Genomic DNA, 15,304 nt, shown 5'->3' on the forward strand with positions numbered 1-15,304 from the left:
CCTCCGCCGGGCCGAGCCAGGGGGCCCCGGGGTGAATGTTCGCGACTTCGACGCCAGGTGCAAGCAGCCTAACCGCCAGCCGCCTGCAACACGAAGGGATAGGAGACGATGACGATCCCGCCGCCCTTGGGCTTGGGGAAGGGCCAGCGGCGCACGGCGTCAGCGATACACTGATCGACGCGAGCATTGCCAAGGGTCGAGGTCTGCACCCTGGACGCCACGACCGTGCCGTTGGCGGCGATCGTGAACTCGATCACGACGCGGCCGCCGAGGTCCTCGTCGGTCTGCAGGGCCTGGCTGTAGCAGAACTTGACCTCGTTGATATGCGCGCGAATGACGCGACGGATGATCTCCTTGTCGAGCGCGCCGCGGACCTCCGCCTGACCGGCCTGGACGATCGGCACCGACGCCGTGCGCCCGGCGAGTCGCCCCGCGGCGGTGCCATAACCGGCACCATCCCCGCCCCCGCCGCCCTTGCCGATCGTTCCCAGCGCCCCGAGACCGATGGTGCCTTCACCCGTGCCACCGCCGCCCCGTCCCGTGCCGACGAGGCCGAGGCCGCCTGCGCCGTAGGCCTCGCCGATCTGGTCGCCGATCAGGCCGCCCATCACGTCCTCGGCGTCGGTGCCGAGCGCGGTATCGCGGCCGAAGATCGACGCCAGGTGGCTGCCGGATGGGGAGCCCAGGAGGCCGAGGACGCCCGCCGTCTTCGCCTGGTGCTCGGCCAGCTCACGGGCCAGATGCGGATCGGGATTATCCTTCGGCCCCTTCAGACCGTAGAGACCTCTGCGGTTCTTCGAGGTCTTACTGCCCATCTTGCCTTCGTCGCCCTTATGGCGCTGGCCCTTGCCGCCGGCGTCCTGGGGCCCCTTCTTGGCCTTCAGCCACTCGGGGAGGTCCTCGTCCTTACGCTCGGGCGCCTTGATCAGGTACTTCACCAGCTCGTTGTCGGCGTCGAAGAGATCGAGCGAGAGCGCCTTGGCGTCCGGCGGTACGGCGAAGACCAGAAAGAGCAGCAGCAGATGCGCGGCCGCCGAAACGCCGAAGGTCGGCAGCCAGTCGAGCTGCTGGCCGAAGGGGCTCGCCAGGCGACGAGCAGGCTGGACCGAGTTGATCAGAAAGGTCGTCGCCCCGATGTCGACCTTGATCCGCGCCTGCGGAGGAATCGGATAGGCGAAGGTGGCGCCGAACTCCGGAACGGGGCGTACCTTGGCGCCGCCGGCGAGGCGGTTGAGCTCGAGGCGCTCGCCCCCGATGGTCACGTCGCCACCCATCTGCGCGGTGAAGAGCAGCGCGTAGTCGCGGCCATCCGCGCGAACGAGGGGGAAGCGCTCGGCGGGGACCGCGGCGTCGACGAGGTTGACGTCGGCGCCGGGCACCGAGCCGAGGGTGAAGTCGGGCGAGCGCCGATCGTCCTCCAGCCGGATCGCGCCGTAGAGGCCGACGGCGACCCCCAGCGGTAGCAGGAGCGCGCCGAGGCCCCCATACCCGGCGACCGCCACCGCGAGGGCGGCGAGGACCAAGAGCGCCCCGCCGGTGATCACCGCGTAGGTCGAGGCCGTGGCGTGGCCACCCGCCGGGTTGTCGAGGTGACGCACACTGAGGACGGTCTCCTCGAACATCGTCGTGATTTCGACCGCGCGCGCAGCGTCGGACTGCTCCGATCCCCCGCTCCCGGCGCCCCAGGCGCCACCCTCGACGCGCGCCGTTCCTGCGGGCAGCGCCGCGCCGGCGCCGAGCGTCGCGCTGGCGGCGGCGTAGCCCTGCGGCAGCCGCAAGCCGGGCGAGAGCGGCAACCCTGTCGGCGCCGGCGCCGCGGCGGCGGGCCGCTCGACCGCGACCGGCTGTGGGGCGCCAACCCGCAGGCGGAGCCGCGTGCTGCCGAGCGTGAACTCGACGCCCTCCTCGAGCTTGACCTTGGTGACGCGGACGCCGCGCAAGAGCGTGCCACTACCGCTGCCAAGGTCCATCAGCTGCAGATCGTCGGGACCGTTGACCTCGATCACCGCATGCATGCGGGCGACCTGGTCATCGTCGAGGCGGAGCTGCGAGGAGTCGAGGGTGCCGATCTTCACCGCGCCGGGCACGCTCACCAGCAAGCGCTGCTCACGCGGCGCGGCGCCGGTTCGCTCGATCGCGAAGGTCAGGGGAAGGTTGGTCGCCATCATCACACTCCCGGCCGCGGCTGGCCGCTACAGGTCCTCGGCGGACTTCAGCAGCTCGGGGATGAAGTGCTCGCGAATCTTGATCAGACTTGAATGCTTGGCGCGACGCGAGCCCTCGATCAGCTCGTCGTCGGGGCGCTGGAGCTCACCTTCGACCAGGTCATCGTCGAAGTCGTAGCGCGTCTCCTGCTTGTACTTTACGTCTCCGCTCGGCGGCGGGGCCGCGACCACCGGAGCGGCGAACCAGAACCCAGCGGCGAGGGCGAGGGCAACTGCCGCCACGCGCCACCGCCCTAACGACCGCCCTAACGATTGTCGTCGCGTTTGCATCCTGCCTCCCCCTCTTCCGTCGCTTCCGTCGCTTCCGTCGCTTCCGTCGCTGCAGCCAACAACTATAGCAGCCGGCCAGTCCAGGCTCACCTTTCTCGGCGCCGCAGGGATCCCCGCGGCGAGAGCGGTGCCAGGCGGGCTAGGGCTGCTTCTGCGGCGCGGCCTGGAGCCGTTGCTGTTCCTCGATCATCGGCAGCAACTCCTCGATATTTCTGATACGACGAAGCGCGTCGGCCCGTTTCCCTGGATCCGACGAAGCCGCGGCGAAGCGCTGCAGCAGCGTCCGAGCCTGACGTAGCTGCGCGATCCCTTTATCGGCGTCGCTGCCGTCGAAAAGATAATCCTGGAGCAGCACACCGATATCGAAGGCGACCGCGGGATGGTTGGCGTCGAGCGCCTCGGCGGCCCGATACTGGGCCAGCGCCTCGTCGAAGCGGCGCTGGCCACGGTAGGCCACGCCACGCCCGATGGTCGCCTGGAACCTCGTCGGCGCATCCGGATTGAGCGCCAGCACCTTGGTGAAGGATTGCTCCGCCGTCTTGTAATCGCGGAAGCCGAGCGCGATCGCGCCGATGTTCATCTGCGCCTCGATGAAGCGCTCGTCGAGCTCGACCGCCTGCTTGAACTGCCGCAGCGCACGGGTGACCTCGTCCATCCGCAGGAGCACCAGCCCCAGCACGTTGTAGACCGGTGCATAGTCGGGCCGCTGCTTGATCGCCTGCACGCAGATCAGCCGGGCGATCTCGAGGTCGGCGTTGGTCTTGGCTCGGTCGAAGACCAGCGTCGCCAGGGTATCGTAGGCCTGGATGTTGTAGGAATCGACGGCCAGCGCGCGGTGGATATTATCCACGGCCTCACGCAGCGCGGCCTCGTCGCCGGCCAAGGCCCGCTCGCGCTGGAGCAACGCGATATTCACGTAGCCATCCGAGCTCCCCACCGCGACTGCCTGTCGGAAGAACTCGGCGGCCTCCGCGCGCTGACCGGCCAAGAGGGCCAGCCGACCGCGGTTGTTCAGCGCGGGGCCATAGCCCGCGTGCGCCTGCAGCAGCTCCGCATAGAGCCGGTCGGCCGTCTTCGTATCGCCGCACTCCTCCGTCAGCGCGGCGACGTTGAAGCGCGCCTCGACCAGCTGGTGCTCGTCGTAGACCGCCCCGAAGCGCTGCGCCAGCGCTCCGCAGCGCTCGCGGTCGAGCGGCCGCGCGGCGGCGCTGTAGTCTTTGACGGCGGCGAGGAAGGCCGTGCGCGCCTGCTCCTCGGCCTTCGAATGGCGCCGGGGCACCACCGGCAGGGCCGTCGCGCTCGGTCGCGCCGCGATCGCCGCCGGATGCACGGGCGCCGGCCGCGTCGGCCCGCACGCGGCAGCAACTGATAGCGCGATCAGCACGCCGCGCCCCGATGAACCTCTCCCCGAGCTTCGCTGCTTTGCGGCGATCATCCGTGGACTCCTACCGTATCACCGTGATTACGCCGGCACGGTCCGCGCGAGCGGAGAGGTAGCCCGGCTCAGGGCGGACCTCCGACGCCATCGGATACTCCGCGGGCTTGATCTGGTTCAGCTCCTGCTCGCAGAGCTGGGACCACTCGTTGTACCAGGAGAGCTCTGTCGACTTGCTGAGGCAGGCGTCGAGCCCCTGCACCGCCTTCTCCTCGAGCGGGCGGGCCTTATCCTCGAGCGTGTCGCAGTAGGCATCGGTGAAGACCGTGACGAACTCGTCGCGCGCCGCGCCGCCGCGCAGCGCCGGCGGGATCGCCGGCTTGGGCACCGGGGCCGTGTAGAGCGCGTCGGCGAAGTTCTGGAAGAGCTGGCCGATGCGGGCCGCCGCGGCGATCGCCAGGTCGGACTCGCGGAGCTGGATCGTGTCCTGGTAGCTCTGGCGGGCGCGCTCGAGCAGCTTGCCCTTGCTGTCGAGATACTTGCGGAAGGCGCGCACCGAGGCCTGCTTGCGGCGTGCGTCCCCCTCGGAGAAGTCGAGGTCGGTGGGGAACTCGAGCGCCAAGAACGCCTCGAGCTGCGCCTCGGCCTGGAGGAAGCGCGCCTCGGCGAGAGCGTGACGCATCGCTTGTTCCCGCCGACCGGCCTCTTCCTGATCCGCGTCTGCGGCGGCACGCGTGATCCCCGCCCGACGTCCCAAGGTCAGCGCCTCGGCGAGGTGCCCCTGCGCCTGGCGCACCTTGGCGCCGTTGCGGTCGACCACGGTGATGCGGTTCTTGGTCTCGGGCCCGCACTGCTTGCGCAGCTCGACCCCGCGGCTCTTGCCGCCAGCCGCCTTACGCACGGTGCGCTTCGAACGAACACGATCCATCTTGATGCAGGCGCCGTTGAGTCCGCCCACCGGACAGGAGGCGCGCCAGAGCGCGCGGCCGATCTTCACATGCGCGACGATCTGGCGGTCCACCCCGCCATAGCGACCCCAGTCACGCAGGTAGTCGCCGTAATACTTGATCACGCCCTCCAGGTCGTTGCGCTGCTCGAAGCGCTGGCCGAGCGAGAAGACGACCTGCGCGGTGCGCGCCGCGTACTGCGGCCGCTTGCCGTAGCTCTTGGCGAAGAACTCGATGTCCTTCTGGGCGAGCTCATACTCGGCGCGGCCGAGGCGGAAGACGATCGCGTTCTGCAGCGCCTCTGGAGCCTCCTTCTCGCCGGGGAACTCCTTGGCAAAGCGCTCGTACCACTCGGCGGCCCGGCTGTACCAGGCAAGCGCATGGAAGTTCGCGCCGATCATGTACATCGCGCGCTGCGCCAAGGGGTCCTTGGGCGCCACCTCGATCAGCTTCTGCCGGATGCTGATGGCCTGTCCGATCAGCTTCGCGGCCTCGAAGCAGAGCGCCGCATTGAAGGCGAGCTCGGGCCAGCGCGCGTCGTCGGGATAGTCGCTGGCGAGCTGCGCGTAGCCTTCGCCGCACTGCCGGTAGCGTCCGCGCTCCTGGTAGTCCTCGAGCTGCTTGCGCTTGATCTCGCGCCGAATCCGCGCCAGCGTCTCCTTCAGCTCGCTCGTCGCCAGCTGGGGAATCCTGTTCATGCGCTCGACCCAGTCGGCGATGTCGTCGTAGCGCTTGAGGATATTGAGCGCATCGAGCAGCAGGTTGGCCGCGTAGACCGCCAGTTCGTGCGCGGGGTACTGCTCCAGCACCTGGGCGAAGCCGTCTACCGCCTCAGCGAAGTGGTTGTGCTCGTAGTAGGTGCGCGCCTTGCGATAGAGAATCGCGGGCCGCTCAGGTGCGTCCGGGACGTGTTTGAGATAGGTGTCGAAGGCCACCAGCATCTTCTGCTGGTTGGCCGGAATCGGACGCGGCTCGAACTTCTCACCCGGCGCGCTCGCGTCGTGGTCCTTGACCTCCTCCGCCACGTTGAGCGCGTTCTTCCAGGCGATGACGGCCGCGTAGGCCGACTCCTTGAGGTACTTGCCGCGCGGCTCCAGCGCGACGACGACGGTGTAGGCGTCGGCGGCCTGCTCCCAGCGCTCGAGCTTGAAGAGCAGCTCGGCGTAGAAGAAGGCCATCGCGTAGTGGTCCTTCTCCTGCGGGAAGCTGGTCAGGTACTGCTGGTAGAGCTGCTCCGCCAGGGCGTAGGTGTCGTTGTTCAGCGTCTTCTGCGCCTCGTTATGCCAGAGGGTCGCCAGCTCGCGCAGCGTGCCCGCCGCGCGCTCGCGGCACTGCGCGACGACGCTCGCCGGCAGCCGCGCCTGACGGCGCAGGAGCTCGTGGACGGCTGCGAGGCGCTTGACCTCCAGCACCTGCTCGGTCTTGCCCAAACCCGAGAGCGCGGCCCGCACGATGTTGTGCTGCCAGACGCAGAGGCTCGCGCTCTGCGGCTGCAGGCCGATCAGTTGCTTGAAGATGGTGATCGAGGCGCTGAACTTGCCCTGGTCGTAGTAGATCTCGCCCAGCCGTTCCAACATCATCGGCGCCGCGTCGCCGCCCACGCGCTGAAAGAAGGGCCAGGCCCGCTCTGGCGTGCCAACCATCGCGTAGGCGCGCACGAGGTCCTTCTTCGCCTCACGCACGAGCATCAGCTTGCTCTTGGCGGTCCCAGCGAATTGGTCGCCTTCGCGGATGACGCGGAGGAAGAGCTCGAGGGCGCGCCGCGGATCGTTGAGGTTGATCCAGCACCAGGCCTGCTTGTAAATCGCATAGCCGTAGAGCGCGGAGTCCTTATAGCGGGCCACCTGCTCGTAGCGCCGCAGCGCCTCCTCGACGTCACCCTCGTTGAAGTAGTGCTCCGCGAAGGAGAGGTACGCGTCCGGGAGGTACCGGCTCTGGGGATAGTTGCGGATCAGCTCGCCGAAGAAGACCCGCGCTCGGTCGTGGCGCTTGGCCTGATTGAGCATGTCGGCGAGGTTGTAGAGCACCTCGTCCATCCGCGGATACTTGGCGTAGGCGGGGGTGTTGGCCACCGTCAGGTAGAGCTTGATCGCGCCGAGCATCCACTGTTGCTCGAGCTGCTCGAACTGCTTCTGCCGCGCCTTGATCCGATCCTTCTCGGCGGGCGTCGACGCGACGAAGATGCGCTCGTCGAGCTCGCGCGCGCGAAACATGTACTCGCTCTTCTTGTCGCGGAAGTGCTCGGCGAGGCGGAAGAAGTAATCGGGCTTCTCGGCGTCGTTCTCGTCGGTGACCTTGATCAGCTGCTTGAGCGTAGCGATCGCGGTGTCGTTGAGCCGCGCGACCTTCGACTGAATCGCGTGGCGGAACGCCTCGGCCGCGAGCGCCGGGGCTGCGGCCTTGGCCACGGGCCGCTGCGCGGCGGTGAAGTGCCGCCCGCCCGCTACGACCTTGACCTCTGTCTTCTGGTAACGTGGGCCCGCTTGCGCCGCGCCGGCCAGCAGTAGTCCCAGCGCGAGCGGCGCGAAGGATGGACCAGCGCCCATCCGACGCCTTGCCGCTGCCTGCTCTCGTCGACCGCATCGCTGCATTGTCGTTGACCTCTCACGCGAGGAGCCGCGCGCGCTGCCTGGCCCGCCGCTGGTGATCGCGCGGCGGCCGGCTGCCGTCGCCCTCACTGCCTGCACATCGACGCGACCTTGACCCGGTAGTAGCCGAGCTCGTCGCGCCAGTACTCGCCGTCGAAGGGCCAGAAGTGGTGCTCGTCGTCGACGACGACCGGTCGCGCCTGGCGCGGCGATCGCGACACCTGCTCGGCGCGCAGCCCGCTCTCGAGCGTGTTCTTGCGCCCGTTGATGATCTCGTATTGCACCTTGAGCGCCTGCTTCTGCAGCTCGTTAATCTCGGCCGAGTAGCGCTTGAGGCGCCGCTGCGCCAGCTCGCCGGCCGCGTTCTCGGCGAAGGACTTCTGCAGCGCCACGTCCTGCAGGATCACGCCTGCGATCGCCGAGGCCTTCCACTCGGCATCGGCAGCGTCGATCTGCTTCAGCTCGCGCGCCAGCTCGTCGACGTAGACCAGGGCCGACTGGAACTGTTTGTCCGCGAGCGTGGCCAGCAGCAGGCGACGCAGCTCCGGGCCGAGGCCGGCGGCCTCGCGCCGCAGCTTGAGCAAGAGCTGGAACATCTCGGCGGGATCAGCGTAGCGCCGAAGCAGCTCGGTGACCTGACGTTGCAGCTTGGGGTAGCGCTGGTCGAAGTCCTCGATCGCGACCTCGGCCTGGTCGTAGAGGCAGTTCTTCCAGTAGACGACGGCCCGCAACACCTGCGACTCGGGAAAGGACAGGTTCTCGAAGTAGGGCGCGTTGAGCGTGTGGATGTTACCCAACGCCTTGGAGAAGTCGTTGCGCAGGAAATGGGCCCAGCTCGACTCGAAGAGCGCCGTCGGCCAGTCCTCGGAGGTCTCGTCGATGCGCTCGTAGTATTTGATGCTGAGCTCGAACTGGCGCGTCGAGTAGAAGACGCGGGCCAGCGCGAGCAACGCCATTTGCTCGAAGCGCTGGATCTCTGACGTGGCCGGCGCTTCGCGCGCCACGCGCAACACGTCCTTGAAGGCCGCCGCCGCCGCGGGGCCACGCCCCAGCCGGACAAAGCTGATGCCCTGCATGTACTTGGCGCGCGGATACATGCGGTTGCCACGCGGCACGGCGCCGAAGAGCGCCGCGGCCTGCTCCACGCCCTGCTTGCCGTAGTGGTGGCGGCCGAGCAGGTAGAGCAGCTCGCCGCGCAAGCGCGCCAACACCGGCTGCTCCAGGTCCTTGGCCTTGTACTTCCCCAGGCGCTCGACGACGACGGCCTCGGGCAGGCTTTGACTGAGGGCCGCCAACCACTTCAGCGTCTCGGCAAAGAAGGGGTGCGCCTCGCCTTTCTGGACCACGCGGTCGAAGTAGGCGAGCGCCGCCGAGTGGAAGCCCAGGTGGTGGAGCGTCTTGCCCATCGTGAACTCGGCCCGCAGGCGATGGACCTCGGAGTCCCCGCTACGGCCCTCGACCACGTTGTAGAGCTCGATGCTCGCGCCGTAATAATCGCCGCCCCGGTAGAGCTCGAGGGCGCGGACGAGGGCCTTGGAGGGCGGGCCGCTCTTCTCGACGGTCTCCGGCGCGAACTCCATCTCGCCCGCATCGCCTTCGGCGGGCGCTCCCGACCCAACGACATCGACGTCGGGTCGCGCCTCGGCGATCGCGGGAGGGTAAGCCAGCAGCGCCAGACCCACGCCCAGCAGCCCGCAGCGCAAGGGGCGGATCCAGCCGCGAGACCCCGTGATCTCAGCCATCCGCCCTGCCACTCGCCGATCTTGCCTCTGAGCACGCGGTAGGTGCATCCCTTGGCCCCTGTCTGCTATCGACTGTCTGCTATCGACTGTCTGCTATCCACGGTCCACGTTCCCGCAGGTCGCGGCGGCGACGACCTTCGGTCGCGCTCTGCGCCGAATTCCCAATCCTCTGGCACCGTTGAATCATCCGCCATCGCCCCATGCTTTCCCAGGGGTGAGTGCCCACGGGTGATCCCATCTGTGATCCCATCTGTGGGCTCGTCGGTGGCCGCGCTGACTGATGATCCGCCCGACTGCCTGATTCGCACCGCTGCCTGATCCGCACCGCTGCCTGATCCGCACCGCTGCCTGATCCGCACCGCTGCCTGATCCGCACCGCTGCCTGATCCGCACGGATCCCCCGCCCCGGTTTCTCGCGCGAGCAACGCGCGCTGAGCTGGTCACCCGCCGCCCGGGAATCGACCGTGGACGAGCGGCGCCGTTTCGGCGCTGACGAGGGCCGACGGTAGCACCGGCCCAGCCGCAGAGGCAAGGAAATCAAAGGGTAAGCGCCGGCTGTTCTTGACGACCCCCGCTCTCCGATGCGAGAGTGCGCGGGTCGCGCAGGAGCCTGCTACATCCTGCTACATCCTGCTACATGGAGTCTGCTACATGATCGTGAGCCCGCGCCGCCTTGCCCTGCGCCGTCCTGGCCTGCGCCGTCTTGCCCTGCCCCGCCTTAGCGCGCTCGCGGCGCTGCTGCTGGCGCTCGCCGCCGCGACGGGCTGCGACGACGGAGACGTCGGTATCCGCTGTCCCAGCGGCGAGGTCGACCCGGGCGTCGCCGAGCAGACTGAAGAGCAGGGCACCTTCAGCCTCAGCTATGCGCTGGAGTGCCGCTCGCGCATCTGTGCGCTGCGCAAGAGCGCAGAGGCGCCGGTCCCGCGCTGCACCAAGCTCTGCAAGGGGGATGGGGACTGCCCGGGCCAGGGCCCCAATTGCCGTCAGGGCTTCGCCTGCCGCGTCGGCGGGATCAAGGTCTATCCGGGCCTCGACTGCTGCAAGCTCTGCGTGTGCAAGGACGACCTCTCGGTCGAAGAGCTGCAGAGCGACCCTCAGGATGAGATCTGCCAGCGCGCGCAGACTGAGCGCCGCTGCACGTCGTTCTGAAGGCGGGTCGCTCACCACTGGTCGCTCACCACTGGTCGCTCACCACTGGTCGCTCACCACCAATGCGTGCCGACCTCGAAGGCCCCCTGCACGAGCCGCAGCTCCAACGCCGGCTCGTGGACGATCGAAACGACATCGAAGCGTACGCTCCGATCGCCTAGCGCTCTGGATGCGAGGTAGTGGCGGGCCGCGCGGATCAGCCGCGCCTGCTTACGGGGCCCGACCGTCTCTAGCGGATGGCCGTGCTCTGCGTCCCGCCGGCTGCGCACCTCGACGAAGCAGAGCACCTCGCCGTCCTCAGCGATCAGGTCGATCTCTCCCTGGGCGATCCGGTAGTTGCGCTCGATCAGGTGATAGCCGCGGCGCTCGAGATAGGTGGCGGCAAGCTGCTCGCCGCGACGCCCTTCCAACTGGCTCGAGCCCATGGGCTACGCTCCCGCTCGCGGCGGAGGTCCCCAGCGGTGGGTCTCCGCCTTCCGGAAGGAACCTGGCCCATCAAGAGCGCTGGCCCGCGCCAGCCGCCAATCAAGCCTAGCTGGCTGAGCCTAGCTGGCTGAGGGCGCTGCCGGAGCAGCCTTTGCCTTCGCGGCGACAGCCGCGACGGCGCGCGACCCCGCACGGCGCGGATCGACGCGGGAGCGGATGCGGGCGGCCTTGCCCACGCGCTCGCGGAGGTAGAAGAGTCGGCTGCGCCGCACGACGCCCTGTTGCACGACCTCGATGCGCTCGAGGCGCGGCGACCAGGACGGGAAGGTGCGCTCGACCCCGACACCGTAGGAGATCTTCCGCACGGTGAAGGTCCCGCGACTGCCCGCGCGCCGCCGGCGGATCACCACGCCCTCGAAGGCCTGCACGCGCTCGCGCTGGCCCTCGACGATACGAACGTGCACCCGGACGGTGTCCCCCACGCGAAACTCGGGATGCTCGGGCGCCACTGCGCGCGCTTCGAGCTCGGCGATGATCGGATTGACGCTGCTCATGTCGGCTGCTCCTCACCTCGGACGGCGGCCGTCCCGGGATCGCGTGCGTCCTTGCACGTCACCGCTGGGCCGGCGGCCCATGCTCTTGGCGCAGACCGAAGAGTCTGTCAAGCAAGATCGCCGCCGCGCTCCGCACCGAGAGGTGGTTGTACTCGCCTGGCCCGCCCAGGGGCAAGAGCACGGCGTCGGCCCGATCGAGCAGCGCCTGCGTCAGACCCCAGCCGGTGCCAAGGAGCAGCAAGAGCGGCTGGCCTGGCTCCCAGCGGCGCCGCAGTGCGGCCTCGTCGAGCTGTCCGGGGCGACGGGCGGCCGTCGTCGCGACCACCAAGGGCGGACGTCCAGCGCGCGCGCTGATGGCAGCGATCACCGCGTCGAGGTCGGCGGCCACCTCGACGCGGGCGAGCGCCTCCGCCCGACTGGCGTGGGTGTTGGCACCATGGCCGGTGCGCCAGTGGCCGAGGATGCGCTGCACCAGCTCCTGCTGGCTCGTGAGCGGCGTCGCGACGAAGTAGCGCTCGAGCCCGTAGGTCCGCGCCGAGCGCGCGATGTCATGCAGATCGAGGTTGGTCAGCGCCGTCGTCACCACCTGCCCGTCACGATCGTAGACGGGGTGGTGCAGGAGGGCGATGGAGACCGGGCCCGGCGTCGCGGGCAGCCTTGCCTCAGCCAGGAGCGCCCGATCCTCGGCGTCGGGACTGAAGGCACGCCAGAGATCCGCGCGGCGGGCGCGCGTACGCAGCAGCATCTGCTGGCGCCGCCAGCGACGAATGCGCTCATGGTCCCCGCTGAGCAGCACCTCGGGCACGGCCAGGCCACCGTACTCGCGCGGGCGCGTGTATTGCGGGTACTCCAGCAGACCGGCGGCATGCGACTCCGTCTGCAGCGACGCGCGGTTGCCGATCACGCCCGGCAGCAGGCGCGAAACGCCATCGATCACCGCCATCGCCGCGACCTCGCCGCCGTTGAGCACGAAGTCGCCGAGCGAGAGCTCCTCCTCGACGCTGGCGCGGATGCGTTCGTCGAAGCCCTCATAGCGCCCGCAGACCAGCAGCAAATGCGGCTGCAGCGCGAACGAGTGCAGCCTGGCCTGCGTCAGGCGCGCGCCCTGCGGCGAGAGCAGGACGCGATGCGCCGCGACCGCCGGCAGGGCCTCCGCCGCGGCCTCGATCGCCGCGACGAAGGGCTCGACCTTGAGCACCATCCCCTCGCCGCCACCGTAGGGCGTGTCATCGACCGTGTGGTGCCGATCGTGCGCGAAGGCGCGCGGATCGATCAGCCGCACCTCGATCCGACCGGCGGCCACCGCCTTGCCCAAGAGGGCGCTCTCGAGCCATGAGCGAAAGAGCTCCGGAAAGAGCGTGACGACGGAGAAGCGCATCAGCGTCGGCGCGAGCCGCCGCGCCAGGGCCGCCCCTCCGCGGGATCCTGCGCCGGCTGGACGGGCCACTGCTCGCCGTCGATCAGCTCGATCGTCTTGGCCTCGAGGTCGATCGCCCCGACCGTGCCCTCCGCGTAGGGGACCATTCGTTCGTCCGCTCCCTGGCGCACCACCAGCACGGCGGCCGCCCCGGCCTCGAAGACCTCGACGACCTCGCCGTAGGCTGCGCTCCCCTCGTGAACGCGGCAGCCGACGAGGTCGACGAAGAGCACCTCCCCGGGCGCCAGCGCCAGCGCCCTGCGCGCGACCCAGACGGCCGCCCCACGCAGGGTCTCGGCCTGATCGCGTCCGGTCACCCCATCGATGGCGAGGATCCTGCTGCTGGCCCCGGCCTGGCCGACCACGCGCAGGCCCGATCGCCACGCCCCGTCGGCGAGGCGCAGCCCCAGCTCGCCGGGGCGCGCGCGCTCGAACGCGGTCGAGCAGGGGTCATGGAGCTGAACCGTGACGGCGCCGCGCAGCCCGTGCGGTCGACCGACGCGACCGACCTCGATCGCGTCGCGGGGGGCGTCGCTGGGGCCGAAGCTGGACATCCGAGCTAACCTCGGCGCCGACGCGCGGACGCGCGCCAGGCGAGCTACTCGATGATCTCGAGCACCGCGCGCTTGCGCACCTTGGCCGAGGCCGCCGTGAGGATGGTGCGCATCGCGCGCGCCGTGCGCCCCTGCTTGCCGATCACCTTGCCGAGATCGTCCTCGGCGACCTTGAGCTCGAGCACCGAGCTCTGATCGCCGTCGAGCTCTCTGACTTCCACCTCTTCAGGTTGGTCGACCAGAGCCTTGGCCATGAAGGCCACCAGCTCTCGCATCGACCCGCTGTTGCCGCTCATGCTGAACCTCCAAGTCTCTGCTGGATGGCAGCTCCATGCCGCGCGCGCGAACTCCCCACGGGCGAGACCGCCCGCGGGGAGCTCGCACTGAGGGCCTCCGAGCGAGCAGGGCCGATCCGCGCAGCGCCAAGCGCTGCGGGCCAGCGCCTCAGGCCGCGGGCTGGGCCCGACGCCAGGTCGAGATCAGGCGCTTGACCGTCTCGGTCGGCTGAGCGCCGACACCGAGCCAGTGCTGCACGCGCATGTCGTCCAGGCGGATGGCCACCGGCTCTTGACCGGGGTCGTAGAAACCCACGCGCTCGATGAAGCGACCGTCGCGCGGGCTGCGCGAATCGGTGGCCACGACGTGGTAGACCGGGTGCTTCTTGGCACCCGCACGCGTCAAACGAAGCTTGACCATGATCAGATCCCCCCTCGGTCCTCGCCCAGGTCGTTGCCTCGGGGAGACCGTCGCCGTGGACCGAGCCACTGGCAGCCGTCGGGCATGTTCCCGCTGGAGGGCTACTAACGGAGGCTGGACGCAAAGTCAAGCGCGGGCGGATCGCGCGCGGGCCGGCGCGGCAGGGCGCTGCGGCGCGTTTATGCGTTGACCACCACCCCCGCACCGTGTTTCGGTCGGCCTCGAGGGCGGCGCGCCTCCCGGGAGGCCCAGAGCGCCACCGGAGCCACCGGAGCCACCGGAGCCTGACGAGCGTAGCACCGATCGAGTAACACCGACCGACCCCCAGGTTCGTCGAGCCAGGTCGGTCGAGCGCTGGAGCGGAAGATGCCCAGACCTGGCGGTTGGCGTAGCGGTTGGCGTAGCGGTTGGCGTAGCGGTTGGCGTAGCGGTTGGCGTAGCGAGTGGCGTAGCGGTTGGCGTAGCGAGTGGCGTCTGGCAGTGATTGCGGGGGCGCTGATCGCGGCAGCCCCTGGCGGCGCCCGGGCAACCGCGCTCAGCGCTTTTGCGCCCCGGGCCGCTGACGCGCGCGATCAGCGCGGCGCGCAGCCGAGCGTCCGGGCGCCCGAGCAACCAAGGACCCAAGGCAGACTGAGGACCTCCCTGAGGCGGCTGAGGCGGATCGGTGGCCTCCTCGGCGCCGGCTACCTGGCGGCTTCCCTCCTCGCCGGCGGCCCCGTCGTGCCCGTGGCCGATCGCGCGTGGATCCATCCGGAGCCCGACGGGAAGGTGAGCATCCGCAAGACGGTCTCTGACGAGGTGCTCGCCACGATGGGGCTGCGCGGATTCGCGAGCAATCGCCACGGCGGCGACCTGTCGCAGGCAACTGCCTTCAGAATCGAGACGCTGGGCGGGGGCAGTGGTTTCGCCTCGCTGGCCGTCAGCGACCACGTCGGCGACGCGCAGGGTCCGTGGAGCAGCGCCGGGTCGGCGAGCCGGGCCTCCGGCGCCCGCGAGAGTCGGGCCGTGTCGCTCCTGAATACCCCCTTCGGCGTCACGATCGTGACCCATGATCGGATTACCGAGACGCCGAATCCGGCGGGCAGTGGTCCGCCAGAGGTCTCCGAGGTCATGAGCCTCGGTGCCAGCCTGGGCGCTCTGCGGGTGAAGGCCTTGCACGCTTGGGTGCTCGGAGAGACGCGGGTCATTCCGAACCAAAGCGAGGGCGGTGGCTGGACGCTTGGCTGGGCAACGCTCGATCTGCCGCAGCTCCTCGCCACCGCTGGCGAGCGGCTGGCTCGCTACTTCGGACCGCCACCGCCGACGCAGCTCGCGGCGACACCCGCCGCGGCGCCGCGCCTCTAGCCCCGCGCGCCTCTAGC

Annotated in this window: 13 protein-coding genes; 2 read left to right on the forward strand and 11 right to left on the reverse strand. The window is 69.5% G+C overall.

Annotated elements, in window-relative coordinates:
* Positions 1 to 68 precede the first annotated feature (68 nt).
* The 5 genes from IPL40_11300 to IPL40_11320 form a co-directional block, all read right to left on the reverse strand.
* Complete coding sequence (locus IPL40_11300; GenBank protein ID MBK8481747.1) at positions 69 to 2,168, reverse strand: TonB family protein; 2,100 nt, start codon at positions 2,166 to 2,168, stop codon at positions 69 to 71.
* 24 nt (positions 2,169 to 2,192) lie between these two features.
* Entirely contained in the window at positions 2,193 to 2,447 is a 255-nt protein-coding gene (locus IPL40_11305) for a hypothetical protein (protein ID MBK8481748.1), read from the reverse strand.
* A gap of 187 nt (positions 2,448 to 2,634) precedes the next feature.
* A complete protein-coding gene (locus IPL40_11310) occupies positions 2,635 to 3,930 on the reverse strand; it encodes a tetratricopeptide repeat protein (GenBank protein MBK8481749.1) in 1,296 nt (431 codons plus the stop codon).
* A gap of 10 nt (positions 3,931 to 3,940) precedes the next feature.
* Positions 3,941 to 7,363, reverse strand: coding sequence for a tetratricopeptide repeat protein (locus tag IPL40_11315; protein ID MBK8481750.1), 3,423 nt, complete (start codon positions 7,361 to 7,363; stop codon positions 3,941 to 3,943).
* A gap of 128 nt (positions 7,364 to 7,491) precedes the next feature.
* Positions 7,492 to 9,147 carry a hypothetical protein gene (locus IPL40_11320; protein MBK8481751.1) on the reverse strand — a complete coding sequence of 552 codons (1,656 nt, stop codon included), beginning with the start codon at positions 9,145 to 9,147 and terminating at the stop codon, positions 7,492 to 7,494.
* Positions 9,148 to 9,798: 651 nt separating this feature from the next.
* Here IPL40_11320 and IPL40_11325 point away from each other — a divergent pair.
* On the forward strand, positions 9,799 to 10,296 hold the full coding sequence (locus IPL40_11325) for a hypothetical protein (protein ID MBK8481752.1): 498 nt from the start codon (positions 9,799 to 9,801) through the stop codon (positions 10,294 to 10,296).
* 53 nt (positions 10,297 to 10,349) lie between these two features.
* Here IPL40_11325 and IPL40_11330 read toward each other — a convergent pair whose 3' ends face one another.
* The 6 genes from IPL40_11330 to rpsP all read right to left on the reverse strand — a co-directional run bounded on the left by IPL40_11330 (position 10,350) and on the right by rpsP (position 13,946).
* Positions 10,350 to 10,721, reverse strand: a complete 372-nt coding sequence (locus IPL40_11330) for a YraN family protein (GenBank protein ID MBK8481753.1) — start codon at positions 10,719 to 10,721, stop codon at positions 10,350 to 10,352.
* A gap of 120 nt (positions 10,722 to 10,841) precedes the next feature.
* Positions 10,842 to 11,276: a 50S ribosomal protein L19 gene (gene rplS / locus IPL40_11335; protein MBK8481754.1), complete on the reverse strand. Its 435-nt coding sequence runs from the start codon at positions 11,274 to 11,276 to the stop codon at positions 10,842 to 10,844.
* A gap of 58 nt (positions 11,277 to 11,334) precedes the next feature.
* Positions 11,335 to 12,654, reverse strand: coding sequence for a tRNA (guanosine(37)-N1)-methyltransferase TrmD (gene trmD / locus IPL40_11340; GenBank protein ID MBK8481755.1), 1,320 nt, complete (start codon positions 12,652 to 12,654; stop codon positions 11,335 to 11,337).
* Complete coding sequence (gene rimM / locus IPL40_11345) at positions 12,654 to 13,247, reverse strand: 16S rRNA processing protein RimM (GenBank protein ID MBK8481756.1); 594 nt, start codon at positions 13,245 to 13,247, stop codon at positions 12,654 to 12,656. The genes trmD and rimM overlap by 1 nt, the downstream gene beginning before the upstream one ends.
* Before the next feature lie 44 nt (positions 13,248 to 13,291).
* A complete protein-coding gene (locus IPL40_11350; GenBank protein MBK8481757.1) occupies positions 13,292 to 13,522 on the reverse strand; it encodes a KH domain-containing protein in 231 nt (76 codons plus the stop codon).
* A gap of 169 nt (positions 13,523 to 13,691) precedes the next feature.
* Entirely contained in the window at positions 13,692 to 13,946 is a 255-nt protein-coding gene (gene rpsP, locus IPL40_11355; GenBank protein MBK8481758.1) for a 30S ribosomal protein S16, read from the reverse strand.
* 765 nt (positions 13,947 to 14,711) lie between these two features.
* Here rpsP and IPL40_11360 point away from each other — a divergent pair.
* Entirely contained in the window at positions 14,712 to 15,287 is a 576-nt protein-coding gene (locus IPL40_11360) for a hypothetical protein (protein ID MBK8481759.1), read from the forward strand.
* The last annotated feature ends 17 nt before the right edge of the window (positions 15,288 to 15,304 follow it).

The organism is Pseudomonadota bacterium (assembly GCA_016711215.1).
GTDB lineage: Bacteria > Myxococcota_A > Polyangia.